28 protein-coding genes are annotated in these 22908 nt (G+C 61.1%); 15 read left to right on the top strand and 13 right to left on the bottom strand.

Annotation, left to right across the window (positions count from 1 at the left end; genetic code table 11):
• The 8 genes from ACEWE8_RS17615 to ACEWE8_RS17580 all read left to right on the top strand — a co-directional run.
• On the top strand, positions 1 to 1172 hold a 1172-nt coding region (locus ACEWE8_RS17615), incomplete at its 5' end, for an NTP/NDP exchange transporter (RefSeq protein WP_395589337.1).
• A gap of 110 nt (positions 1173 to 1282) precedes the next feature.
• The gene (locus ACEWE8_RS17610) at positions 1283 to 1501 is read left to right on the top strand and encodes a general stress protein (RefSeq protein WP_046786197.1); all 219 of its coding nucleotides are present in this window, start codon (positions 1283 to 1285) and stop codon (positions 1499 to 1501) included.
• 65 nt (positions 1502 to 1566) lie between these two features.
• The gene (locus ACEWE8_RS17605; RefSeq protein WP_046786198.1) at positions 1567 to 1764 is read left to right on the top strand and encodes a hypothetical protein; all 198 of its coding nucleotides are present in this window, start codon (positions 1567 to 1569) and stop codon (positions 1762 to 1764) included.
• Positions 1765 to 1782: 18 nt separating this feature from the next.
• Positions 1783 to 3117, top strand: coding sequence for an iron-containing redox enzyme family protein (locus ACEWE8_RS17600; protein ID WP_046786199.1), 1335 nt, complete (start codon positions 1783 to 1785; stop codon positions 3115 to 3117).
• The gene (locus ACEWE8_RS17595; protein ID WP_046786200.1) at positions 3117 to 4070 is read left to right on the top strand and encodes a class I SAM-dependent methyltransferase; all 954 of its coding nucleotides are present in this window, start codon (positions 3117 to 3119) and stop codon (positions 4068 to 4070) included. Before ACEWE8_RS17600 ends, ACEWE8_RS17595 begins: the two co-directional genes overlap by 1 nt.
• Positions 4071 to 4169: 99 nt before the next feature.
• Positions 4170 to 4760 carry a nucleosidase gene (locus tag ACEWE8_RS17590; RefSeq protein ID WP_046786201.1) on the top strand — a complete coding sequence of 197 codons (591 nt, stop codon included), beginning with the start codon at positions 4170 to 4172 and terminating at the stop codon, positions 4758 to 4760.
• A gap of 122 nt (positions 4761 to 4882) precedes the next feature.
• Positions 4883 to 5020 (top strand): PSPA7_2676 family Cys-rich small protein, encoded by a 138-nt coding sequence (locus tag ACEWE8_RS17585; protein ID WP_168216574.1) that lies wholly within the window; start codon positions 4883 to 4885, stop codon positions 5018 to 5020.
• A 10-nt stretch (positions 5021 to 5030) separates the two neighbouring features.
• Positions 5031 to 5879: a Ku protein gene (locus tag ACEWE8_RS17580; protein WP_046786202.1), complete on the top strand. Its 849-nt coding sequence runs from the start codon at positions 5031 to 5033 to the stop codon at positions 5877 to 5879.
• 100 nt (positions 5880 to 5979) lie between these two features.
• On the opposite strand, the gene ACEWE8_RS17575 is transcribed toward ACEWE8_RS17580, so the two are convergent.
• The 5 genes from ACEWE8_RS17575 to ligD are packed head-to-tail and all read right to left on the bottom strand — an operon-like array spanning position 5980 to position 11542.
• Positions 5980 to 6645 carry a glycosyltransferase family 2 protein gene (locus ACEWE8_RS17575; protein ID WP_046786421.1) on the bottom strand — a complete coding sequence of 222 codons (666 nt, stop codon included), beginning with the start codon at positions 6643 to 6645 and terminating at the stop codon, positions 5980 to 5982.
• Positions 6642 to 7241, bottom strand: a complete 600-nt coding sequence (locus tag ACEWE8_RS17570; protein ID WP_125924140.1) for a bifunctional 2-polyprenyl-6-hydroxyphenol methylase/3-demethylubiquinol 3-O-methyltransferase UbiG — start codon at positions 7239 to 7241, stop codon at positions 6642 to 6644. The genes ACEWE8_RS17575 and ACEWE8_RS17570 overlap by 4 nt, the downstream gene beginning before the upstream one ends.
• 10 nt (positions 7242 to 7251) lie before the next feature.
• A complete protein-coding gene (locus ACEWE8_RS17565) occupies positions 7252 to 8007 on the bottom strand; it encodes a PIG-L deacetylase family protein (RefSeq protein WP_046786203.1) in 756 nt (251 codons plus the stop codon).
• Entirely contained in the window at positions 8004 to 9047 is a 1044-nt protein-coding gene (locus tag ACEWE8_RS17560) for an acyl-CoA dehydrogenase family protein (protein ID WP_046786204.1), read from the bottom strand. The genes ACEWE8_RS17565 and ACEWE8_RS17560 overlap by 4 nt, the downstream gene beginning before the upstream one ends.
• A complete protein-coding gene (gene ligD / locus ACEWE8_RS17555) occupies positions 9044 to 11542 on the bottom strand; it encodes a DNA ligase D (protein WP_046786205.1) in 2499 nt (832 codons plus the stop codon). Before ligD ends, ACEWE8_RS17560 begins: the two co-directional genes overlap by 4 nt.
• A gap of 151 nt (positions 11543 to 11693) precedes the next feature.
• On the opposite strand from ligD, the gene ACEWE8_RS17550 reads away from it, so the two are divergent.
• Both ACEWE8_RS17550 and ACEWE8_RS17545 read left to right on the top strand, forming a co-directional pair.
• Complete coding sequence (locus ACEWE8_RS17550; protein ID WP_367903783.1) at positions 11694 to 12146, top strand: phosphotransferase system, HPr-related protein; 453 nt, start codon at positions 11694 to 11696, stop codon at positions 12144 to 12146.
• 2 nt (positions 12147 to 12148) lie between these two features.
• Positions 12149 to 12379 carry a metallothionein gene (locus tag ACEWE8_RS17545; protein WP_046786207.1) on the top strand — a complete coding sequence of 77 codons (231 nt, stop codon included), beginning with the start codon at positions 12149 to 12151 and terminating at the stop codon, positions 12377 to 12379.
• Positions 12380 to 12462: 83 nt separating this feature from the next.
• Here ACEWE8_RS17545 and ACEWE8_RS17540 read toward each other — a convergent pair whose 3' ends face one another.
• Genes ACEWE8_RS17540 through ACEWE8_RS17520 form a run of 5 tightly spaced genes read right to left on the bottom strand, consistent with a single transcriptional unit; the run spans position 12463 to position 16778 of the window.
• Positions 12463 to 12891 (bottom strand): hypothetical protein, encoded by a 429-nt coding sequence (locus ACEWE8_RS17540; RefSeq protein ID WP_046786208.1) that lies wholly within the window; start codon positions 12889 to 12891, stop codon positions 12463 to 12465.
• 29 nt (positions 12892 to 12920) lie between these two features.
• Complete coding sequence (locus ACEWE8_RS17535) at positions 12921 to 13880, bottom strand: lysylphosphatidylglycerol synthase domain-containing protein (RefSeq protein ID WP_046786209.1); 960 nt, start codon at positions 13878 to 13880, stop codon at positions 12921 to 12923.
• Positions 13880 to 15082, bottom strand: a complete 1203-nt coding sequence (gene clsB / locus ACEWE8_RS17530) for a cardiolipin synthase ClsB (RefSeq protein WP_046786210.1) — start codon at positions 15080 to 15082, stop codon at positions 13880 to 13882. Before clsB ends, ACEWE8_RS17535 begins: the two co-directional genes overlap by 1 nt.
• Positions 15079 to 15864: an endonuclease/exonuclease/phosphatase family protein gene (locus tag ACEWE8_RS17525; RefSeq protein WP_046786211.1), complete on the bottom strand. Its 786-nt coding sequence runs from the start codon at positions 15862 to 15864 to the stop codon at positions 15079 to 15081. The genes clsB and ACEWE8_RS17525 overlap by 4 nt, the downstream gene beginning before the upstream one ends.
• Positions 15861 to 16778 (bottom strand): DUF72 domain-containing protein, encoded by a 918-nt coding sequence (locus tag ACEWE8_RS17520; protein ID WP_046786212.1) that lies wholly within the window; start codon positions 16776 to 16778, stop codon positions 15861 to 15863. The genes ACEWE8_RS17525 and ACEWE8_RS17520 overlap by 4 nt, the downstream gene beginning before the upstream one ends.
• Before the next feature lie 208 nt (positions 16779 to 16986).
• Between ACEWE8_RS17520 and ACEWE8_RS17515 the strand changes: the two genes are divergently transcribed.
• The 4 genes from ACEWE8_RS17515 to ACEWE8_RS17500 all read left to right on the top strand — a co-directional run bounded on the left by ACEWE8_RS17515 (position 16987) and on the right by ACEWE8_RS17500 (position 19544).
• Entirely contained in the window at positions 16987 to 17538 is a 552-nt protein-coding gene (locus ACEWE8_RS17515) for an ATP-dependent Clp protease proteolytic subunit (RefSeq protein ID WP_046786213.1), read from the top strand.
• Between the two features lie 170 nt (positions 17539 to 17708).
• Positions 17709 to 17921: a general stress protein gene (locus ACEWE8_RS17510; protein ID WP_046786214.1), complete on the top strand. Its 213-nt coding sequence runs from the start codon at positions 17709 to 17711 to the stop codon at positions 17919 to 17921.
• A 60-nt stretch (positions 17922 to 17981) separates the two neighbouring features.
• Positions 17982 to 19172: a zinc-dependent alcohol dehydrogenase gene (locus tag ACEWE8_RS17505; protein ID WP_046786215.1), complete on the top strand. Its 1191-nt coding sequence runs from the start codon at positions 17982 to 17984 to the stop codon at positions 19170 to 19172.
• Positions 19173 to 19274: 102 nt separating this feature from the next.
• The gene (locus ACEWE8_RS17500; RefSeq protein WP_046786216.1) at positions 19275 to 19544 is read left to right on the top strand and encodes a DUF6555 family protein; all 270 of its coding nucleotides are present in this window, start codon (positions 19275 to 19277) and stop codon (positions 19542 to 19544) included.
• Positions 19545 to 19579: 35 nt separating this feature from the next.
• On the opposite strand, the gene ACEWE8_RS17495 is transcribed toward ACEWE8_RS17500, so the two are convergent.
• Together ACEWE8_RS17495 and ACEWE8_RS17490 are read right to left on the bottom strand one after the other, a co-directional pair.
• The gene (locus ACEWE8_RS17495) at positions 19580 to 19750 is read right to left on the bottom strand and encodes a hypothetical protein (protein WP_158621136.1); all 171 of its coding nucleotides are present in this window, start codon (positions 19748 to 19750) and stop codon (positions 19580 to 19582) included.
• A gap of 260 nt (positions 19751 to 20010) precedes the next feature.
• Entirely contained in the window at positions 20011 to 20343 is a 333-nt protein-coding gene (locus ACEWE8_RS17490; protein ID WP_046786218.1) for a potassium channel family protein, read from the bottom strand.
• Between the two features lie 356 nt (positions 20344 to 20699).
• Here ACEWE8_RS17490 and ACEWE8_RS17485 point away from each other — a divergent pair, with 356 nt between their 5' ends.
• Complete coding sequence (locus ACEWE8_RS17485; RefSeq protein ID WP_046786219.1) at positions 20700 to 21044, top strand: hypothetical protein; 345 nt, start codon at positions 20700 to 20702, stop codon at positions 21042 to 21044.
• Positions 21045 to 21576: 532 nt separating this feature from the next.
• Here ACEWE8_RS17485 and ACEWE8_RS17480 read toward each other — a convergent pair.
• Complete coding sequence (locus tag ACEWE8_RS17480; RefSeq protein WP_046786289.1) at positions 21577 to 22821, bottom strand: OprD family porin; 1245 nt, start codon at positions 22819 to 22821, stop codon at positions 21577 to 21579.
• Positions 22822 to 22908 lie beyond the last annotated feature (87 nt).

Below are 22908 nucleotides of genomic sequence, written 5' to 3'. Positions count from 1 at the left end.
GGGGCGTGGACAACCTGCAATGGCTGTTCACCGGCACCTTCATCGCTACGCTGAGCTGCCTGCCGCTGTTCGGCTGGCTGGCCTCCAAGGTGCGCCGGCGGCATATCCTGCCTTGGACCTATGGTTTTTTTGCCAGCAACCTGCTGCTGTTTGCGCTGCTGTTTGCCAGCAAACCAGACGACTTGTGGAATGCGCGGGCGTTTTACATCTGGTTGTCGGTGTTCAACCTACTGACCATCTCACTGGCCTGGAGCGTCCTGACCGACCTGTTCTCAACCGAGCAAGGCAAGCGCTTGTTCGGGCTGCTGGCAGCCGGGGCCAGCTTGGGCGGCTTGAGCGGGCCGTTACTGGGTACGCTGCTGGTCGCCCCGCTGGGGCACGCCGGGCTGGTTTCGCTGGCCGCCATGTTTTTACTGGGCAGCATTGCCGCTGCCGCGTACCTGCAGCGCTGGCGTGATTGCCACCCAATGCCTGCGCTGAGCGAGCAGCCAGCGTCGCGGCCACTGGGGGGTAACCCGTTCGCGGGCGCAACCGCTGTAATGCGTTCGCCGTACCTTTTGGGTATTGCCCTGTTCGTGGTGCTGTTGGCCAGTGTCAGCACTTTCCTATATTTCGAGCAGGCGCGCATCGTCAGCGAAACGTTCACCGACCGTACTCGTCAGACTCAGGTATTTGGCCTGATCGATACGGTCGTTCAGGCCCTGGCCATCCTCACCCAGGTGTTCATCACCGGTCGGCTGGCCAAACGCATGGGGGTAGGGGTGTTGCTGGTGGCAGTGCCGCTGGTGATGGCAGCAGGCTTCGTCTGGCTGGCCCTGGCCCCGGTATTTGCGGTGTTCGTGGTGGTGATGGTAGTGCGCCGCGCAGGCGAATATGCCTTGGTGCGGCCGGGTCGGGAAATGTTGTTCACCGTATTGCCCGCCGAAGACAAATACAAAGCCAAGAACTTCATCGATACCGTGGTTTACCGTGGCGGCGATGCCTTGAGCGGTTGGGTCAAAAGAGCCCTGGATGTGCTGGGTGACCATCCGCAACTGGCGATGCTGCTAGGGGCCGCGATCGCTCTGGGCTGGGCCCTGACGGGTGGTTGGCTGGGGCGGCGGCAGCGGCTGCTGGATAGCCGCGTCACGCAATCGGCTAGCGCACAAAATACATCGCCTCCGGTTATTTAACGCCGCCGGTCCGAACGCCTGGCGATAAAACGAATCCCTCGATATCACCGAACTCCGAACCTATGTACGGCGCTTGCCGTGCATCCAGCAGTCATATGAGGTTTCAGACCATGGCTAACAAAGATAACAGCCGCACCGGCAGCCAGGGCGGCCAGGGTGGCACCAAGAACCCCGGCAACTTCGCCAACGACCGGCAAAAAGCTTCCGAAGCTGGCCGCAAGGGCGGGCAGTCCTCTGGCGGCGGCATGGCTCAAGACCGTGAGTCGAGCCGCAAGGATGCCGATATGCACAAGGACCGCGAGTCGGGCCAGAAAGGCGGCCGCTCGTAAGTGACGAGAACGCGGTGCCGGGTCCTTCGGCACCGCGATTACTAAGCGGGTAAAGAGGACGTCCCATGCGCACTAAAGCCATCATCGTTCTGTTGAGCAGCCTGACGCTGCTCGGCGGTTGTTTCGATCGTGACGCCGAGCATCCGGCCAAGGATGCAGACCAGAGCAAACCTTCGCTGCAAATGCAGCAACCCGACGAAAAGCCTGCGCCACAGCCTGCACCTGACCCTGAGCCCATGCCACGGGAAGGCCAGAGCCAATAGTCAAGAGAGGAGTGAGGCATGACGGTTCTGATGCGCAACAACCCATCCAGGACGCCGGCGCCGACTGCGCATTGGCCATTGAGCAGCCGCTACCACGCGATGTTGTCCGGCGACTACACCACTGCGCGCCAGTGGCTCGCCGAGCAGTTCGCGAAGGCGAACGCCATGGCCGATGACCTGCCGGACACGCCTGGTCAACTACAGGACTGGAGTGCACGACACGCCGCACAGGTTGCCGCCGAGCACGCCGCCTATCTGGCCCAGCGCCGTCAAGGCGCGCCTCGCCGTTATTTTGCCAACCGCGCCCACGCCTTGTGGTTCCTGCAACAGGTGGCGCCGACCAAGGTCGTTGATGGTGCCTGGCTTCACGGTGCGCTGCGCCGCTGGCAAGACCCTCGCTACCACGGCCTGATCCGGACCTACCTCGAGGAACTGGGCGACGGCGATCCGCATTGCAACCACGTGCTTATCTACCAGAGGTTGCTGGGCAGGCTGGGTTGTTTGGATTGCATGCCTCTGGATGATGAGCGCTACCTGCAAGGGGCAGTACAGCTGGCGCTGGGCAGCTGCGCGCAGTGGTTTCTGCCTGAGGTCATTGGTTACAACCTGGGTTACGAGCAGCCACCGTTACACCTGCTGATCACCACCCACGAGCTGGCCGAGCTCGGCATCGACGGTCATTATTTCCAGCTTCACGTGACGATCGACAATGCTGCCAGCGGCCATGCCAGCAAGGCCATCCAGGCGGTGCAGCAACTGTGCCCGGCGCAGGACGCCGAGGTGTTCTACCGTCGGGTCAGGCATGGCTACCGCCTCAATGATCTTGGCATTGACACGCCCACGCTAATCGGCGGCTTCGACCTTGAGGCCCAATTGCTGGCTGCCTTGGAGCGCAAGCGCGTGTTCGGGCAGTTCATGCACGCTGACCGCTGCCGATTGCAGCAGCGCACGGTCAACCAATGGCTGTCCGAACCCGCTGCGCTACCGGCATTTTTGCAGGCGCTTGTGGCCCAGGGCTGGATCAAGCGCGGGCAGAATCCGGCCGACAGCCGCTGGTGGTCGCTGATCGATGGGCCGGGCGCCCCGATGTTCGGCGTCTTCAATGCCTACGAGAAGCAGCTGTGGCACGACTGGATCGCCGGCGACTGGCAGGGCGCAGTGCGTCGCGTGCCGCCAGGCAGTTGGGAAGCTGCCCTGCACCAGCAACCGCGTATTGAAGAAAGCCATGAAAGCGTTGATATCGAAACGTTGATCGAGCGCATGGCGGGCAATCAGCACGCCTTGCCGCAGGGTTTGTCCGCCACTAGGGCGTATCTGCATGCCACAGGTCTTGGCGAGGAGGGGCCGCACTGATGATACTCAACCCGCAACGAACCCAGGCCGATGAAGCCTTGCTGCAACTTGGCCGGCGCCTGCGTGCTGACGGTTACCAGTTCACCTGCGTGACGCCCGCCACCCATGCATGCAACAACGCCCGCCAGGGTGCAGAGCGGGCCGGCAACCTGCGCGACGTATTCGGCTGGAGCCGCCCGTTCCCGGCGTCATTGATCAGCGCCGACGAACTGGACCAGCTCAGCACCGCGCAGGTGCTGTACGAGGACGGCGCACTGCTGCGCAGCCAGGTACGCTGGTCCAGCCTCGACGATTTGCTGCTGGTGCATTCCGCCTACCCGACCGAGGCTGCTGATGCGGTGTTCTTCGGCCCCGACAGCTATCGCTTCGCCCAGGTCATCCATGACCATCTACAACGCAGCCCGGTACGGCTCGAACACGCTGTGGACATTGGTTGCGGCAGCGGCGTCGGTGCCTTGCTGATCGCCCGCGCGGCGCAACATGCCCAGGTCAGCGCCGTGGACATCAACCCTCTGGCACTGCGCTATACCGCGATCAATGCTGCGCTGGCGGGGGTGAGCAATGTGTCCATTGCGCACAGTGACTTGCTTGCCGGGGTCAGTGGCAATTTCGACCTCATCGTGGCCAACCCACCCTACATGCTCGATCATGGCCAGCGCACGTATCGCCACGGTGGCGATACTCTGGGCGCCGATCTGTCGTTGCGCATCATCGAACAGGCGTGCGAGCGTCTGAGCCCAGGCGGGTCACTGCTGCTGTACACCGGCGTGGCGATTGTCGAAGGTCGTGATCCATTGCTCGAGGCCATTCGCCTGCGCCTGGCGGGGCCTGAATGGGCCTGGGTGTACCGCGAGGTCGACCCGGACGTATTCGGTGAACAATTGCTGCAGCCAGGTTATGAACAAGTCGAGCGTATTGCCGCAGTGGCGCTGACTGTCAACCGCAGTGCATGACGCGCTATTGCACCTTGCCACCACGGTGGGGCTTGCAATCAGTTAGCGTTCACCGACAATGGCAGCGCCCTTTGCAAGCCATTTGGAACGCCCTGCGCCATGATGCTGACCCAGCAATTCCCCGACATTACGTTGGCCGACACCCTGTTCGTATTCGCCCTGGAGGCGGAAGCCGGCACGGTATTCGCCGACGTCAATACCGTTTTCACCGGCATCGGCAAGGTCAATGCTGCCATCGCCCTGACCAAGGCGGTTGAGCGGCAGCGGCCCAAACTGATCGTCAACCTCGGCTCGGCGGGCAGCCAGCGATACGGCAAGGGTGAGGTGGTGTGCTGCACGCGCTTCGTGCAACGCGACATGGATGTCACTGCGCTGGGCTTCGCCCGCTATGAGACGCCGCTGTCGGATATTCCGGTGCTGCTTGAGCATGGCCAGCCAATAGCAGGGTTGCCGCTGGGCATCTGCGGCAGCGGCGACAGCTTTGAGGTCAGCCACGGCGATGCTCCATACGACATCGTCGACATGGAAGCGTACGTTCTGGCGCTGATCGCCCGTAATGAAGGCATTCCGTTCGTTTGCCTGAAATACATTTCCGATGATGCCGGCAGCGATGCGGCCCAGGACTGGTCTGTGCAGGTACATCTGGCCGCCGAGGCGTTCAAGCGCGTGCTTTTCGCCATCGAACCCTGATCAGTCATGACGAACAAGCCACTGTAGTTTCGACAGCCGTAGGGCATTTGGGCTAAACCTTCAGCGCGCCGTGCAGTCATTTCAGGTAAGCGCCCGACATTTCCGGGCCAAGGAGGTGGCTGATGACCTTTGTCTGTCTGCTGCGTGGCTGCCACTGGCGCGCCATGACCCAAACCGAAGTGCCCGGGCTGCAATGCCAGCTTTGCGAACGCTGTGGCGCCTTGCGCTACTGCCAGCCGGGCCATTCCCTGCAACCATAGGAGGCACGCCATGGCCAGGGCAATCTGGAAAGGCGCGATCAGTTTTGGCCTGGTGCATATCCCGGTCTCGCTCAACACGGCAGTGCGCACCGAGCGTGTGGATTTCGACTGGCTGGACAAACGCAGCATGGAGCCGGTGGGTTATAAACGGATCAACAAGGTGACCGGCAAGGAAATCGACAAGGACAACATCGTCAAAGGTGTGGAGCATGAGAAGGGTCGTTATGTGGTGATCAGCGAGGAAGAGATCCGCAAGGCCCGCCCGGAAGCGACCCAGACCATCGATATCTTCTCGTTCGTCGCTGCCAGCGAGATCCCCTTGCAGCACTTCGATACACCGTATTACCTGAGCCCGGATCGTCGCGGCGGCAAGGTTTATGCGTTGCTGCGTGAAACACTGGAGAGCACTGGCAAGGTGGCGTTGGCCACGGTGGTGCTGCATACACGCCAGCACCTGGCATTGTTGCGGCCGCTGGACGACGCGTTGGTGATGATCACCTTGCGTTGGCCGGAAGAGGTGCGCGGGCTGGAGACGCTGGAGCTGGACAAAAGCGTGACCGACACCAAGCTCGACAAGCGCGAACTGGACATGGCCAAGCGGCTGGTCGAAGACATGAGCGGCTCGTGGGCTCCGGATGAGTACCATGATGCGTTCCGCCAGACCATCATGGACCTGGTGGAAGAAAAGGCCAGCAAAGGCAAGATCAGCGTGGTGGACAAGGGCGAAGGGGGCGAAGCCGAAAAAAGCGCCGATATCATCGACCTCACCGAACTGCTCAAGCGCAGCCTGGGCGGCAAGGCTGCGAAGAAAGCGCCTGCCGAGAAGAAGCCTGGCAAGCGTACGCGTAAGGCTTCATGACTGTATGGGGCGGGGCGCTTGCCTAGAATATTGTGGCGTCGTTGAGATCGAGCGCCGCCGGCGCGGTGCTCGATCTCGATAACTCTGTTACACCATGCCATCACCCGTCCAGACGAACCTGCAGACCCGCCAGAAAATCCCCAAACCCTTCCCGAGCCCGGCTGTCGCGTCGACTGCTGGTTGCCACACTGTGCTTGGCTGTCCACACGATCTGTGCGCCGCTTGCCTCCAGGTCGCGTACCAGCTGCACGTCCTCATGCGCCGGCAGCGGTTGAAAGCCCCCCACACGCTCATAAGCGCGGGCACAGACACCCAGGTTGGCACCATGAATATGCCGATGGCCTTCGCATGCCTGGTACCCGCTGCGGTACAGCTTGCGCATCGCCGCGCGTTGCCAAGGCTGCCAGTGCTCGATATGCACCGTGCCACAGACCACCTCTGCACTGCAGGCCAGTTGCCAGAGCAGCCAGTGCGAGGGCACCTGGCTATCGGCATCGGTACAGGCCAGCCAGCGGGCGCCACGGTCCAGCATCAGCGCCGCGCCTAGGCGGCGGGCCATGCCGACACTGCCAGCCTCCACTGCCAGCGTGCGCACACCGAAACGCTTGGCCACAGCGGCACTGGCATCACGACAACGGTCCAGCACCACCAGTACCTCGACCGGATGGCCTGCCTGCCTGGCCAAGGCCACCGCGGCTGCCATGGCCTTGAGGCAGCGGCCCAGGCGACGCGCTTCGTTATGGGCGGGAATGACGACAGCAATCATGGGCATGTCTCGTCCAGGTCGACCACGCTGGGCTGGCATGACCAGTATTCCAACAGGAAATCCGCCTCTTCATGGCGAAACACCGGGTATAACGGCACGTGCTTGGCCAACAACTGATGCACTTCACGTCCATCCTGTGGGCACCCAGCAATCGGGTGGCGCCAGTGGCAGGCCAACAGCCCGCCGTCATAGGTCAGGCTCGCTACTGACTGCTCGATCACCTGCAACCAGTCGGTAGCGTTCAGGTAGTAACCCACTTCACTGAGCACGATCAGGTCGAAGCTGCCGCCAGGCCAGTCCGCCGGCAAGCGCCCAGCGACGACGGTAGCATTGGGCAACCCCGCCAGGCGCTGGCGAGCCAGTGCCACTGCCTTAGGGTCAAGGTCATGGCACAGCAACTCGGCACAGCGCTCCGCCAACGCGGCGCTCAGCTCGCCATTGGCGCAGGCGGGCTCGAACACCCGCTGGTAGCACTGGCGTGGCAGGCTGGCCATCAGCAGGTCGCGCTTGCGGCGCTCGTACCAACGGGTGCGAAACGCCCAGGGGTCGTCATTGTTGGCATACAGGTCGGCGAAATATTGCGCATCGGGGCTCATGACAACTCCTTTACAGGAACACCAGTTCGAAGGGTTGCAGCAGGCAATCGAGCAGGTCGGCGGGCAGTACCGGCGCACGCCCCTGGTCGGGCTCCAGCTGGCTGTGATACGCCGCCAAGGCCAGACGCTTGCGCGCAACCCGTGTTTCATCCAGCGCAATGCGATGCGCCCGCGACCAGGGCAGGCGCGGGTCGTCAGGCTGAGCCCAATGCCAGGCCCACACGGGCACTTCCACCAATTGCACCTGGCGCGCCAGGGCAGCTTGCGCTGCCGCCCGGCCAAGCGCTTCGTGGTCGCAGTGGCCGTCGCCGCGCCAGGTCGTCATCAGCACGTCATCCGGCTCGAGCAGTTGGTTAAGGTGATTGACCAGAAACGCTTCGTCTCGTGGCAGCGCACCGTCTTTGAGGTGCAGGCGCCGCCAGTCCAGCCGGTTGAGGTCCAGGTCCAGCTGTTGCAGGGCGTGCCGGCTTTCAAGTGGCCGTTGGCGGCGCAGGCGGTGTTCGGTCCAGGTCGCGGAATCAGGGTGGCTCCCTTCACCGTCGGTGGCGGAGATCAGCAGCACGTCCTGCTCGCGGCCGTGCAGCCCTGCCAACAGTCCACCGGCCATGAGAATCTCGTCATCGGGGTGCGGCGCCAGCAGTACCAGGCGTCGACCTGCGGGTAGCAATTGGTCCGGGGTGATCCAAGTCGCCCGCGCCAAGTGTGCGGACTGCTGCCACGCAGCCCATGGCCTGCCTTCACTGGCCTCGATCAGGTTCTCGCTCATAGTTGCCAGGCTCCTGCCGGCACCTGGGCCAGCTGTTGGCCGAGTGCGGCCAGGTCGCGTTCGGCATGGCTCTGGCGCAGAAAGACCGGGAGGTCGGCGCTTAGCCGTGCAAAATGGCTGCTGCGGCAGAACGGCGTTGCACCCAACGCACGCCCCACATGGTGGATCACCTGCTCTACAGCGTGCTCTACCTGGGCACGCACGCGGCGTACCTCGAAGCTGGCGTCGGCGCTGGGCTGGCGATCTATCCACGCAGCACATTCACGCAGTGCTGCACGGGCACCGTACAACGCCGCATCCACTGCCCCCAGGTGCGCCTGGGCGTGCGGATCGGGGCGTGGTTTGCGGCAACGTTCACGTAAATAATCGGCCAGCGCCTCTGCGGCGCCGTACCAGCAGGCAGCGATCCCCGCACCGCCGTGCCAGAAACCGGGGCGTGAAAGGTACTGCCCTGGCTGGCCTACGGCGATCCCAGGCGAACCCTCAAAGGTGATTTCAATGCTGGCGGTCGTGGCCATACCCACTGCTTGCCAGTGATCGACCTGCAAGCCCTGGGTGGGGTGGGCCAGTTCGATCGCCACCAGTTGCGGCTGGTCATCTTCAGCCCAGGCGGTGATCAGCGCACGGTCGATCTGCAAGGCACCTGAGCACCAGGCCTTGCTACCGGCAAGGTGCACCTGGTCGCCGTCACGGGCAATGATCCGCGCCCGCGCTTCAGGGGGCTCTGCGGCCCACACGCCCCATACAGCATCCCCCACCAGGTGAGCAGCGCCGCATTCAGCCAGAATCGCCAGCGCGTCGGTATGGCCTTCGTACACCTTGGCCAGTGCCAGGTCGCAGCCGGCAATGCGCGCCAAGGTCTGCCAACGCTGCAAGGTATGCCCTTGGCCCGGCAGCGGGAGCAGGTCGAGATGGTCCGCCAACAGCGCCTGCATCAGTTGCGAAAGTTTGGTGTCCAGGTTCAAAGGCTGCGCGCGCTCGCTGAACGTACGCAGCAGGCTGTCGAGGGTGTTCAGGTCAAAATCCTGAATGATGCTCATGTCATCCCCATCTGTTTGCGCATGCGCGCTGTGATCGACTGTCGGGTTTTGCCCATGTCCGCCCACGGGTCATCGACCTCGGCCAGGCGTTCGTGCAGGTTGCCGATGTGCCACTGGTTGGCGCCCTTGAGCTGGCCGAGTTCTTCGCGCCAGACCGGCACCGACACCGGCAGGCCTTCCCGGGCACGCAGGGAGTAAGCGCAGGCAGTGGTCGCACCTTTACCGTTGCGCAGGTAATCGATGAAGATCCGCCCAACCCGGTTCTTTGGCCCGGACACCGCGCTGAGCCGGTCGGGGAACAGCTTGGCCAGGTAATTGACTACGGCATGGCTGAAGTCTTTCACCTCGTCCCAGTCCGCACGGCGGGTCAATGGCACGACCAGGTGCATGCCTTTGCCGCCGCTGGTCTTGAGGAACACTTTGAGGCCCAGTTCGTCGAGCAGCGTGAGGGCGAGCTGAGTGGCTTCGAGCATGGCCTTCCAGGGCAGTGCCGGGTCCGGGTCAAGGTCGAGCACAAAACGGTCGGGCTTTTCGAAGTCCTTGTCGGTGGCATTCCAGGTGTGCAGCTCGAGCATGTTCATCTGCACGGCACCGAGCAACGTATCAGGGCGATTGATGACCATCGCCGCCTGACCGGCTTCGGCCTTGTCGTAACTGAGCACATTGGCGATATGCAACTGGCCGGCGTTCTTCTGGAAGAACAGCTCGCCATCGAGGCCCTCCGGCGCCCGTACCAGCGCCACCGGGCGGTCCTTGAGTTGCGGCAGGATCCACTGACTGACGCCTGCGTAGTATTCGGCAATCTGGCGCTTGGTGGCGCCAATGCTGGCGTCGATGATGCGCTCCGGATGCGTCAGGCGCAGGTCGCCCAGGTCTTCTGTCGCTTTGGCACGCTTGGCTTTGGGCACGGTCTTGGCAGGCATGGCACGCTCCAGGTCGATGGCGCTGGCAGGTTTATCGTCGCGCAGCCCATGGAAGACCGAATGGCGAACCACGCCGTCCCGGGTCATTTGCGCATACGCAACTTCTGCCATCAGTTTCGGCTTGAGCCAATGAACTCCTCGGGCTTCAGCCCCGGTGGGTGGCCGGGGCAGGGCGGGTTTGCCGATTTCCAGGGGTTTGAGGCGCGCGTGGATACTGTCGAGCGTGGTGGCGCTGAAACCGGTCCCGACCTTGCCGGCATAACGGAGCTCACCGCTGTCCGGGTCATGCAGGGCGAGCAACAGGGCACCGAAGCCGCTGCGGCTCCCCTTGGGGTCGGTGAACCCGACGATGACGAACTCCTGGCGCTGTTTGCACTTGAGCTTGATCCAGTCCGCGCTGCGCCGGCCCGTATAGGGACTACCGGCGCGCTTGCCGATCAACCCTTCAAGCTTCAGGCGGCAGGCGCTGTCGAGCAGCGACTCCACCGGTTGCTCGAAGTCGGCAGAAAACTCCAGAACCTCGGACTGGTCATGCTCAAGCAGTTCACCCAATGCTTTGCGCCGGTCTTCCAGGGGCCGCTCGCGCAGGTCCTGGCCACCCAGGAAAAGAAGGTCAAACAGGTAATAGACGATCCGCTCGTCGTGGGCGGTGTCGAAGGCATTCTGTAATGCCTGGAAGTCGGCCACCCCGTTCTCGCCGTTGACGACCATCTCGCCATCAAGCCAGGCGCTGTCCAGGCCTAAAGCGCGAAGCGCAGCCACTTGCCTTGGCATTTTGTGGCTCCAGTCATGGCCGTTGCGGGTGAACAGCCGCACGTCGTCGCCTTCAATACGAGCGAGCACGCGATAACCGTCGAACTTAACTTCATAGCGCCAGTCCCCAGCGGGGGGTGAATCGACCAGGGTCGCAAGCTGCGGTTGCAGTTGCTCGGTCAAGGTCGCTTTCTTGCTCGCGCCGGCCCGCTTGCGCTTGGGCGGTTGCACAGGTTTGGCGCTGGCACTGCTTCGCGGCACCAGCGTGCGATCGCTGATCACGCTGTCAGGCTGCGCTTCAACGATGCTGTAGTCGGCCTCGCTGCGTGCCTGAGCATCGTGGGACTTGACCAGCATCCACTGCTCTTTCTTGCCTGCCATGCGGGTGCGGAACAGGTTCCACACGCCGCACAGCTTCTCCCCTTGCAAGCGAAAGCGCAGCTTGCCCTTGGCATAGGCCTGGTTTGCGTCACCCTCTGGCTCCCAGATGCCACGGTCCCAGACGATCACATCGCCGGCGCCATAGTGACCCTGCGGGATATTGCCTTCGAAATCGGCGTAGTCGAGCGGGTGATCCTCTACGTGCACCGCCAGACGTCGCACCTTGGGGTCCAGGGAGGGCCCTTTAGGGATGGCCCAGCTTTTCAGCGTACCGTTCAGTTCCAGACGGAAGTCGTAATGCAGGTGGCTGGCGTCGTGCTTCTGAATGCAGAACTGCAGGGCATGATTACGTTTTGCACGGCCGCGCTTGCCACTGGGCTCGGGTGTGGCATTGAAGTCGCGCTTGCGCTCATATTCCTGCAGGGGCTTGGCCGTCATCTAAGGCTCCCAGGGGTCGCGGTCTCTCATTTGGGAGGCAGCGGGCCGGGCGGTAGTTCAAAAAATCGATTGCACGCTGGCGGGCGAAAAAACTCTGAATTTTCCAGGGCCACTCACAGTCGACCGGACACACCCCTGATGGAGATCCCAAATGAGCCGACCCGATGATCGCCACCCCTATACCCCCAGCGAAATCGATGACACCGAGGACCGCATGGGCAGCGTGCACGAGCTGGACTTCAACGACCGCCCCGAGGGGCGCATAGGGGATGAACGCCCGGCGGCTGAAGTAGCGAAGGAGTTCCCTGCGCGGCGCGTCGCAGAAGGCGGCATGACCGGCGGTGAGACACTGACGGACAGCGTGCAGGAAGACAACGTCACCGACGATGACCTTAGCCCCGGCACCCTGCTGGATGAAACCGGCGCACGCGACCCCTACGAACCGGGTGATGACGACGGCCCAGCGGACGAGAGCCTGCGTGAGGTCGATGAGCAGGAGATCGGTGGTGGCATTGGCCTGGACGAAGCTGAGCTGGCACGGTCCGCTCCGCTGGACGGTGAACCCTGGACTGATGAAGTGGTTGATAACGAGCCGAGGAAATGACCATGAATGAGCGACGATGTGCGTGTGCGAACTGTTCTTGCACGGTGGACGAGAATGCCCGCATGCAGAATGACAAAGCCTATTGCTGTGAGGCTTGTGCATCAGGGCACCGCAATGGTGAGCCGTGCCGCATGACTGATTGCAAGTGCGGTGAAGCGGCTCAGCCCGATGAAAACAAGGTCGACAATGCCCTGGATGAAACCTTCCCGGCCAGCGACCCGATTTCCCCCTGACCCTTTGAACAGCTTGATATCTGCTGCAGCACGCGCCCCGGGAGCTGGCAATGCCGGCTCCCGGGGCGCGGCAAGCCTGGGCCTCAATGCGTCTGCCAGATCCCGTTATTGCGCTCGCAGTCGGTACGGGCCTGGCCGAGGCTGGGGGTGTCGTAGTAATACGTGATTACCTGAGCGTCCTTGGGCAGCGTCGGGCGCGTGGAGGGCTCGTCGCGCCCTGCCGATTTCGGGTTGGCAAGGGTCTCCTGGGTCAACGGCGCGATGCAGCTGCCCACACTGCCATCGGCGCAGCGCGGGACCTTGTGCTTCTCGGTGCTGAGCATCTCCTTGCTCTCATTGCTGCATGACCAATTGATCGCTTCAGCCGGCATGTTGCTGTAGCTGTAGCAGGTCCGTCCTTCAACTGGCTTGACCGCTTCACTGGCGGAGCGGGTCATCACCTCGCACGCGTCGGCCAGTACCTGCGTGCTGGCCAGGCTGCCCAGTACCACCATCAGCAGAGATAAACGCATGTGCCACCTCCCGGGCCTTGGGCCCGTGTTCAGGTCTTGCGTAATGTCGCTTCACCGCGTTGGCGCATAGCGCGGGCGCGTTTTTCCAGTATCAGGTAGGTAATCACCGCCAGCAGCAGCGGGATCAGGTAGTAAAGGGTGCGGTAGCCCAGCAGCGCCGCCACCAGGCTGCCCTGGCCCAGTTGGCCGTGCAGCAGCGCAAGAAACACGGCTTCGAGCACACCCAGCCCGGCGGGAATGTGGGCGACGACTCCAGCCACGCAACTGATCAGCAAGATGCCGAGAATAGAGGGGTAGAACAGGTCTCCGGGCAGCAGCCAGTAAATCAGTGCTGCCATCAATGCCCAGTTGCTGGCCCCCAGCGCCACCTGGCACAGCGCCAGGCGCAGCGAGGGCAGGGTGATTTCATGCTCGCGCACCCGCCATGTACGACGCTTGGCAAAACCGCAGGCCAGCAGATAGGCCAGTGCCACACCCAGCAGCAGAAAACCGATCATCTGCAGCCCGGTTACGCCCACTGCCCAGTTTTCCGGCAACTTGACCAGGCGCAGGGCGAACACCGTACCGGCAAGCAGCATGTAACCCATCCAGTTGGTCAGCAGCCCCAGGGTCAGGATCTTGGTGATGGTCCCCGTGTCCAGGCCCAGCCGTCCGTATAACCGGTAACGCAAGGCAACGCCGCCGACCCAGGTGGTGAAGTTCAGGTTGAAGGCATAGCAGACGAAGGCCACCGGCAGCACTTGCCGCGCTGGCAGGTGGTGGCCGGTATAGGCGCGGGCCAGCAGGTCGTAGCCGGCGAATGTCAGGTAGCTGCACAGCGCCAGGCCCAAGCCGATGATCAGGGTGCTTGGCTTGTAGGCGACCAGTGACTGGCGAACCTCATTCCAGTCAAGGTTGCGCGCCAGCATGTACAGCAGCGCCGGTATCAGCACGATGAACAGCAGGGTCAGCAGGCGCTTGCCCCAGGTATGCCAGGCTTTGTGCTTCATCAGGTATTGCCCTCGTGAAGGTCGCCCTGGGCCTGCGCTTCAGGCTGGACAGATTTCAGGCGTTGGCGGTGCGCCGGGAACCAGCCGGCAATGCGCGGAAAGTAGCGGGTCAGGTGAAAGCCGATGAAAATCAGCGGCGCCCGCCACCAGTAGCCGCGGATCATCCGCTCCAGCGTCACCGCCTTGCATTGGTCACTGGCAAGCGAGGCCAAGTGTTGGTACAGGTGCTGGTTGAACGCCCGATCACGTATCAGCAGGTTGGCCTCAAGGTTGAACGACAGGCTCAGCGGGTCGAGGTTGCTGGAGCCCACTGTCGACCATTCATCGTCCACCAGCGCCACTTTGCCGTGCAGAGGGCGCTGGCAGTATTCGTGAATATGCACGCCGTCGCGCAACAGGTAGTTGTACAACAGTCTGGACAGCGCACGTACCCAGCGCATGTCCGGCTGGCCCTGCAGAATCAGGGTTACCTGCACACCACGGCGCGCTGCATTGCGCAACTCGCGCAACAGGCGGTAACCGGGGAAGAAATAAGCATTGGCAACTACGATGCGCTGACGGGCCGCACGCACGGCCTGCAGGTAACAGGCCTCGATATCGCTACGGTGGCGCGTGTTGTCCCGCTCGACCAGCACGGCGCTTACTTGGCCTGCGGGCTGGGTGAGCGGCCGTACCTCACTGGGCGGTTCGAGGACCGGGGCCATCAGCCGTCGGCTGGAAGCGTGCACCTGCGCGACCACCGGGCCACGAACCTCCACCGCGTAGTCCTGCTTGGCCATCGGGCCATAATCGCCCAGGTGATCGGCGCTGTAGTTGATCCCGCCAACGAATGCCCGTTCGCCATCCACCACCACGATCTTGCGGTGCAGGCGGCGGAACAGGTTGGTCCGCATGCCGGCTACCCGTGGTTGCGGGTCGAAGGCGTGAAACCGCACACCCGCTTCGGTCATCGCCGAAATGAAGGCATCCGGCAGATCGGCTGTGCCGTAACCATCCACCGCCAGTTCCACCCGCACGCCGCGGCGCGCCGCATCGATCAGCACCCGTTGCAGCTGCTGGCCGACCTTGTCGTCGAAGATGATGAACGTTTCAATCAGGATTTCTTCACGCGCTTGTGCCATGGCCTCGAACACGCGGGGGTAAAAGCCTTCGCCATTGATCAACAGCTCGACACTGTTGCCATCCACCCAAGGTTTGTTCACAGGTTGATCTCCGCAGCCAATGGGGCATGGTCAGACAAATGCGACCAGGGATATTGGGACAACACTTGCGCCTTGCCCGGTTTGGCATTGCGCAAGTAGATACGGTCCAGCCGCAGCAGCGGCAGGCGCGCCGGGAAACTGCGGGCCGGGCTACCAAAATGCTCGCCGAACGCTTCTACCAGGCGTTGCGAGAGCACAGCGTCGGCCTTCAAGCGCCAGTCATTGAAGTCCCCGGCGACAATCACCGGTGCATCGGCGGGCAAGCTGTCGAGCAAGTCGAACAGCAGGCTTACCTGGCGCTGCCGATGGGCTTCACGCAACCCCAGATGCACGCAGACTGCATGAACCGATTCGTGGCCCGGCACCTCCAGGCGACAGTGCAGCAAGCCGCGCTGTTCGTTGCCATGGATCGACACATCGAGGTTGTGGTGCTCGGCAATGGGGAATTTCGACAGCAGCGCGTTGCCATGATCGCCATGTGGGTAAATGGCATTACGGCCATAGGCGAACTGCGGCCACATGCTGTCGGCGAGAAATTCATACTGCGGGGTTTCGGGCCACGCGGGATGGCGCACGGCATGGTGCTCATGGCTGCCGTGCACCTCCTGCAGGAACACAAGATCGGCATCGGTGGCTCGAACCGCCTCGCGCAACTCGGGCAGGATGAAACGCCGGTTCAGCGCGGTGAAGCCTTTGTGCACGTTGATCGTCAATACATTGAGACGATGTACCGCGGTGGCCTGGTCGATGATGCTGGCGGGTGTTTGCAGTGTCTTGTTCACAATTGCACCTGCGGTGTCACACCCGGTTCTGTCACCAAGTGGCCGTTCAGATCCAGTTTGTCCAGAAGACGGCGTGCGTCGTAAGGTGCATGTACCTTCTGGTCGTTGTCGAAATAGCAATACACATCCCGTGACGCACGCCGGGATGGCGGCTGATCGACTATCAGGTGGGCATCGTTCGGCTGGTCGCCGCGACTCCAGCATTCGATCCGCTGCTTCCAGCGGCGCAAGGCGCGGGCGGTATACCCGCTGCTGTAAAGCTCGACATCCCCGTGCAGACGCAGGTAGACGAAATCAGCGGTCACATCCTCGACAGAGGGCCACTTTCCCGCGCTGTCGGCGACTACTAGCGCCACCCGGTACTTGCGCAGCATGCGCACGAACGCCTCGCACAAAAAGCTCTCATTACGAATCTCTACTGCGTGGCGCATACGTGCATTGCCTTCGATGGCAGTGCCGCCATTACCCCGTAAACGCTCAGCGCAGTTGCGGGCACAGGCGTGCGCCGCCTCGCGGTCGTGAGGTAATAGCGCGAGGAACCGCTCGAAACGATCCTCATCGAATTTCATGTTCGGCGGGAACTGCCACAGAATCGGCCCCAGCTTGTCCCCCAGCAACAAAAGGCCCGATGCAAAGAAATTCGCCAGCGGCTCTTCGATGTCCTTGAGGCGCCGGCCATGCGTGATATAGCGGGGCCCTTTGACTGAAAAGACGAAGTCTTCCGGCGTATCGTCCCGCCAGCGCTCATAGCGTTCCGGTGTCTGCAGGCTGTAGAACGACCCGTTTATTTCTATGCTGTTGACGGCGCGCGAGGCAAATGCCAATTCATCGTCCTGCCGCAGGCCCTTGGGGTAGAAGTCCTTGCGCCAGGGGCCATAGCGCCATCCGGATATGCCGATGCGGATCTCGCTCACACTGTGGTCCTCATTGCTGTCCCTTCACTAGCGACACGCAGCGACCACAAACGGTTCAGGATGGTTGACCAGTGGTGGCTGGCTGTGTCCTGGGAACTTTGCACCCGCGCACGTTTCCACCGAAAACCAGACCTGACGAATACGTTGCGATGGCGCAATGGGAGGCTTGTTCGGCACACGGGAATGACCCGCTAACCTGGAGGCAGACATGGCCCGACACATCATTCACTTCACCGGCCCGATCAACTCATCCACCTGCGGCAACCTGATCAGTACCTGCTCGAAGGTGATGCAGCAGGGGGGCGATGTGCTTCAGTTGAACATCGCCACGATGGGCGGCGAATGCAGCTATGGGTTTACCTTGTACAACTTCCTGCGTGCCTTGCCTGTACCTGTGCACACGCACAACCTCGGCACCGTCGAATCGATGGGCAACATCCTGTTTCTGGCGGGCGAGCACCGTACCGCCTGCGCCATGAGCAAGTTCCTGTTTCACCCGTTTCACTGGACCCTGCATGGCGCGGTGGACCATGCGCGTATGGCCGAGTATGCGATGAGCCTGGATTATGATTTGCGGCTGTATGCCCAGATCGTCACTGAAAGAACCGCTGGCAGCGCCGAAGCACTGGACGTTCAACGCTACCTGATGGCTTATCCGCGAATACTGGATCCTCAGGAGGCACTGAAGAGCGGCCTGATCCATGCCATCGATGAAATGCCGATCGAGGCGCAAGTGACACAGTGGAGTGTGCATGCGTAAGGCTCGCAGCACCGGCAAGAAGGGAGCGCGCAAACATTTCTCCGGGCGGTGTTTCGTGCCACCGGTCGCCTGCCCACGATGGAATTGAGCATTCCTGCGCATCGGCGGTTCGGAAAAAGGGCATGGCAAAGATTCATGCGTCCAACCATCCCATCGCAAGGAGAAACGACATGGCTCGTGATCAAGAGCGGACTGGACAACGTGGCGGCACCAAGGAAACCAACCCGGGCAACTTTGCCAATGACCGTGAACGGGCTTCCCGTGCAGGCCAGAAGGGCGGGCAGGCGTCGGGCGGCAACTTTGCCAATGATAGAGAGCGCGCCTCGCAAGCTGGCCGCAAGGGCGGGCAGAACAGCCATGGTGGAGGCCGCCAGCCGAATTGAACAGTCGCGTTAGCCGAGGCCTGTCGGCCTCGTCCCATGTCCTTATAGGGAGACTCAAGCATGCGCGCATTGACCTATCACGGCGCTGGCGATGTCCGTGTCGACAACGTGCCAGAACCGGACCTGCAGGAAGATGACGATATCCTTCTGCGTGTAACCGCCACGGCCATCTGCGGCTCGGACTTGCACCTTTATCGTGGCAAGATCCCTTTGGTCGAGACGGGCGATATACTCGGCCACGAGTTCATGGGGATCGTCGAAGACGTTGGTAGCGCAGTGACAGCCGTACGCCCCGGTGACCGGGTGGTGATCCCGTTCGTGATCGCGTGCGGCGGCTGCTTCTTCTGCCAGCACCAGCTGTTCGCGGCCTGTGAAACCACCAATACGGGCCACGGGGCGATTCTCAACAAGAAAGTCATCCCGCCGGGTGCAGCCTTGTTCGGCTACAGCCACCTGTATGGTGGGGTGCCAGGTGGCCAGGCCGACTACGTACGCGTTCCCAAAGGCAACACCGGGCCGTTCAAGGTACCGGGGCACCTGGCCGATGATCAGCTGCTGTTCCTTTCCGATATCCTGCCCACCGCCTGGCAAGCGGTGCTCAACGCAGAGGTCGGACAGGGCGCTTCGCTGGCCATCTATGGCGCAGGGCCGGTCGGGCTGCTGTCGGCGGCCTGTGCAAGAATGCTGGGGGTAGAGCAGATTTTCATGGTCGATGAGTGCGGCTATCGCCTGGATTATGCTCATCAGGCCTACGGCGTAATTCCTATCGACTTTGCCCACGACGACGATCCTGCCGACACCATCATTCGCCAGACGCGCGGCATGCGGGGCGTCGATGCAGTGATCGATGCCGTGGGTTTCGAAGCCAAAGGCAGCACCACCGAAACCGTGCTGACGGCCCTGAAACTCGAAGGTAGCAGCGGCAAGGCGTTACGCCAGAGCATCGCTGCGGTTCGCCGTGGTGGCGTGGTAAGCGTGCCGGGGGTCTATGCCGGGTTCATTCACGGCTTTTTGTTCGGCGACGCCTTCGACAAGGGCCTGACTTTCCGCATGGGCCAGACGCATGTCCATCGCTACCTGCCGGAGTTGCTCGAACACATCGAGGCAGGCCGGCTCAACCCGCAAGCGATCATCACTCACCGGCTGGCGCTGGAAGATGCCGCGCGAGGCTACGAACTGTTCGATGAGCAGCAGGAGCGCTGCCGTAAGGTGATCCTGGTACCTGGCGCTGCACCCGAACCGTTGCCTTGAGGGGAGTGGTGTGGGGTGAATTGTTGGACAATTATTTTGAATCTTTCCTGGCGGGCATCACTCAATGAATGAGTCATCCATGGAGAAGAGGAGGGCCCCGTGATGCCTAACCCCCAGCTGTACATCATTGACTACCAACTGCGTGGCGAACCACGCAGTTTCATCATCCGCATGGAGCGGATGGACAACACCGAAGCCTGGCACTGGGCCAGTTGTGATGCGGGTATTGGCATCATTCCCAAGTTCGGTCGCGAAAAAATCAAGAAAGTCAGCAGGCCAATGGCTGAGCGCTATGGGATTACCGCAGTGAGTTGGCGGCTGTCCGGGGGAAAACCCAACCAGCCGGTCAGTGACTCTGCGATTAGCAGTTGAGGGAAAAGGAGCGGGCTTTTGCCCGCTCCCTAAGGTCAAGCGCCTGACTCGGGATCGCTTGCTGGTACGCCTGGACGATTTTCCTCATCGTCGGTGACATTCGGGTCAGCATCCGGGTCGTCCACCCGATCGTCAGGCTGGCCCGGATCCAGCTCAGGCCAGTCATCCTGGACGTTACCGCCACCCATTTTCATTAGTTGGTTCATCACGGTTCTCCTTGGCGTCAGATACAGTTTGGAGCGTGATCGAGCTACGGATGATCAGCCTGCGTCCTGAAAATACCGACCAATGGGTCATTGCCCATGGGCGCGACCTGGCTTGTTGGCTGCGGCGCAATTGCCGGTGCAATCAAAACCATGCTGTTGGGGGGATCGCGGCTTGAGGGCCAAAGGCGAGGAGGGCGCTTGAGCCTGCCGGACCAAGAGCGGCTGGCTGACTGCTGTGAAAGTCGGCCGGGCAACGGCCGTTAGTGAATGCCTTGATCTTCCAGTGCTTTGCGCAACGCATGGACGCCCACCGCAACGATTAATCCAGTCATTACGATGCCAGCCATTCCGATCACAACAGCCAGGCTACGAGCCAACCCATCTTTAGGTACCAAGTCACCATACCCAATCGTCAAACCTGTCACGAAGGAAAAATACAGGCCATCTCCCAAGGGCCAGCCTTCCCGCATCCCAACAACCCAGCCGAGCAGGGCCATGAATATCAGTAACAGCGAGACGATTGGCCAGACGATGGCCAGTCCGCGCCAGAACTCATGGACGAAGTTGCGCCTAAGGTCCTTCATTGCTCGCATGGCATAAGTTCCTTGGAGAGTGCAGGCGGATGCTTGACAGGGAGTTTGGCACAACTTTCATCGCGCACTGGAGCAAACAGGTCGGGCAGGCGCTTTACAATCCTCCCTCAGCCCCTTTTTATAACTACACTAAATGAATATTTAGTGTAGTTATAACTTTAAAGAATATTCGTAAAGGGTAGGCGACGTGCAAATCAGGCCTGGCCACCACCTGATTAAGGTCAATCAGTTGGGCGATCTACTCCGACTATGCAATGATTGATGGTTATCACACACCCAAGGTAATTGAAACAACGCCCATTAGGTAAATGGAAGTTGATGGCCCGGGAAAGCGGCCACCTTATGGAGATCAAGGAATGAGCACCACCGCACATCGATTAACACACCTCGGGCAGCGTTGCCTGCTGGTGGCCGCAGGGATAGCTATCTGGTTGCCGCTCGGTGTAGCCAGCTTATTTACTATTTTGCTGGGCCACGAAAAATCGTTATCAGCGGGTATGGCGTTTGCGAATGTATGGTTCATGACTGCGCAAGCTGAACTGATCGCGATCGTCCTTTTGCTGGTTTATGCCGGATGGGCCAGGCCGTGGAAATCCAAGGGGCCTACATACGACACCTTCATTGTGCATAGCTGCGCTGCGGGGCTGATTGTGTTGGGCGGATCTACGTTCTTTCTATCATTGATTGGTGGTGGTAGATAACGCCGTGACGTGCACGATCAGTTGAAGCGATTCATGCCGTGCCGCACGGATGTTGCAAACATTGGTCGTGGATTTCGTCCAGGTTTACGGGAATTTGGTTACCAGCGGCGAGCCGGGGCCGTGCACCTGGCTACAATTCTGGCCACCACGGGCCCGGAAGCTCCATACGAAGATGCGCATAATGCATATTATGTTAAATTGTGTACTGTTTGGCGGTCTCGACCTGCGCATTTCGCTTGCCCCCTAAACCCGGACGTTACGATGTGACCCCCCACTGATTAATATGCGCACCAGCCAGTTCGAAGTTGACCAAGCTCTCGCCCTGTTGTGGCCTAGACGGCTAATCGACAAGCTTGGCAAGTGAGTGAGCCTGCTGATCTAGCCTGCTCAGTATCATACTGGAGCCCCTCGCGTATGCAGCACTGCATTTCCCGGCTGTCCGTCGGCTAGTGGAAATAAAAAAAGGCCGACAATTCCTTGCAGGCCTTACCGCCAATGATTAGCGGTCACTCCTCGCACATGACTAGGACGTCTAGAACAATGGCAGCGTGTACGTCAGGATCAATCTGTTCTCATCGATATCGCGCTGGTAATTGGAGCGCAGCGAGGCGTTGCGCCAGAGCATGCTGACATTTTTGAGTGGGCCAGACTGAATGGTGTAGCCCAGATCGGTGTCACGTTCCCACTCTCGCCCTTCCCCTACATAGGTAGCCGGATTGGCATGGTCGCCTCGGTTGTAGCGTGTGGAGAAGGTTAACCCCGGAATACCTAGCGCAACGAAGTCGTAGGCATACCGCAGCTGCCAAGTGCGCTCTTCGGCCTCCATGAAGTCAGCGGCCATCATGTAGTTAGTAAGGTAGGCATCAGTGCCTATGAGATAAGGCATGGCAGTCGAACCAGACAACCCTTGGTAAGCGACGCCAATGCTGTGGCCATCCAGGCTGTAAGTAAGCATCACGTTGACGGTGCGATTATCGACCTTGCCCGCCCGTGCCTGCCCCGTGTCGTTACTGACGAAATAGCGTCCGTCCAAGGCTAATTTTCCTGGGCCCATGGCGGTACTGCCGTTCACACCGAAATAGTGCTGGCCATAGATGCCGTCGAGCACGCCGTATTGATAGCTCAGGCTTAGGTTGGGATTGAACACGTAGTCGAGACCGCCCATGCGAAAGTCGTCGGTTTGCGGCGTGCCGCTGAAGCGTCGATTCTTGTTGACTAGACTCATTGCCTCGCTGTGGGAGTAATCGCGTTTCGTGGTGCGATCTATTTGGGCATAGGTAATTGTTAGACGGTCTAGCTCTTTAGAGGTCAGTACGCCGCCTTGGAAGGTCTGGGGCAGAATCCGCCCGGTGCTGGATGCGATAGTCGGATATTTGAGCAATTGCGTACCGATCTTGAACTCTGTCTTGGACAGTCGCGCTTTAGCAGTGAGACCGAATTTACTGTATTCGTCGGGGGCACGACCCTCTGTACCTACGGGGAGCAGGCCAGTACCACTGCGATCGGGTGAGGAGTCGAGCTTGATGCCAAGCATGCCGAGGGCATCAACGCCCAAGCCAACTACTCCCTGGGTGTAACCCGAGCGAAAGTCGAGGACGAAGCCCTGGGCCCACTCCTCGCGCTTTGACACACCTGGGTCTTCACGAAAGTCCCGGTTCAAATAGAAATTCTGGGCTTTCAGGGAGGCTTGGCTGTCCTCGAAAAAGCCTTCGGCCTGCGCCGGCAAGGTGAAGGACAGCAGGACTGCAGTCGGAAGCATTTTGTTTTTTTTGTGCATGACTGATCCATACGGCCCGCTGAGCACGAGCCGGTTTTCTTGATGTTAATGGGTGAAGCGCGTTGGACAGAGGCGTCTCTACCCAAA

This window comes from Pseudomonas sp. TR47, from assembly GCF_044143025.1.
GTDB classification, from domain to species: Bacteria; Pseudomonadota; Gammaproteobacteria; order Pseudomonadales; family Pseudomonadaceae; genus Aquipseudomonas; species Aquipseudomonas putida_E.
This window is presented reverse-complemented; position numbering and strand designations above follow the sequence as displayed.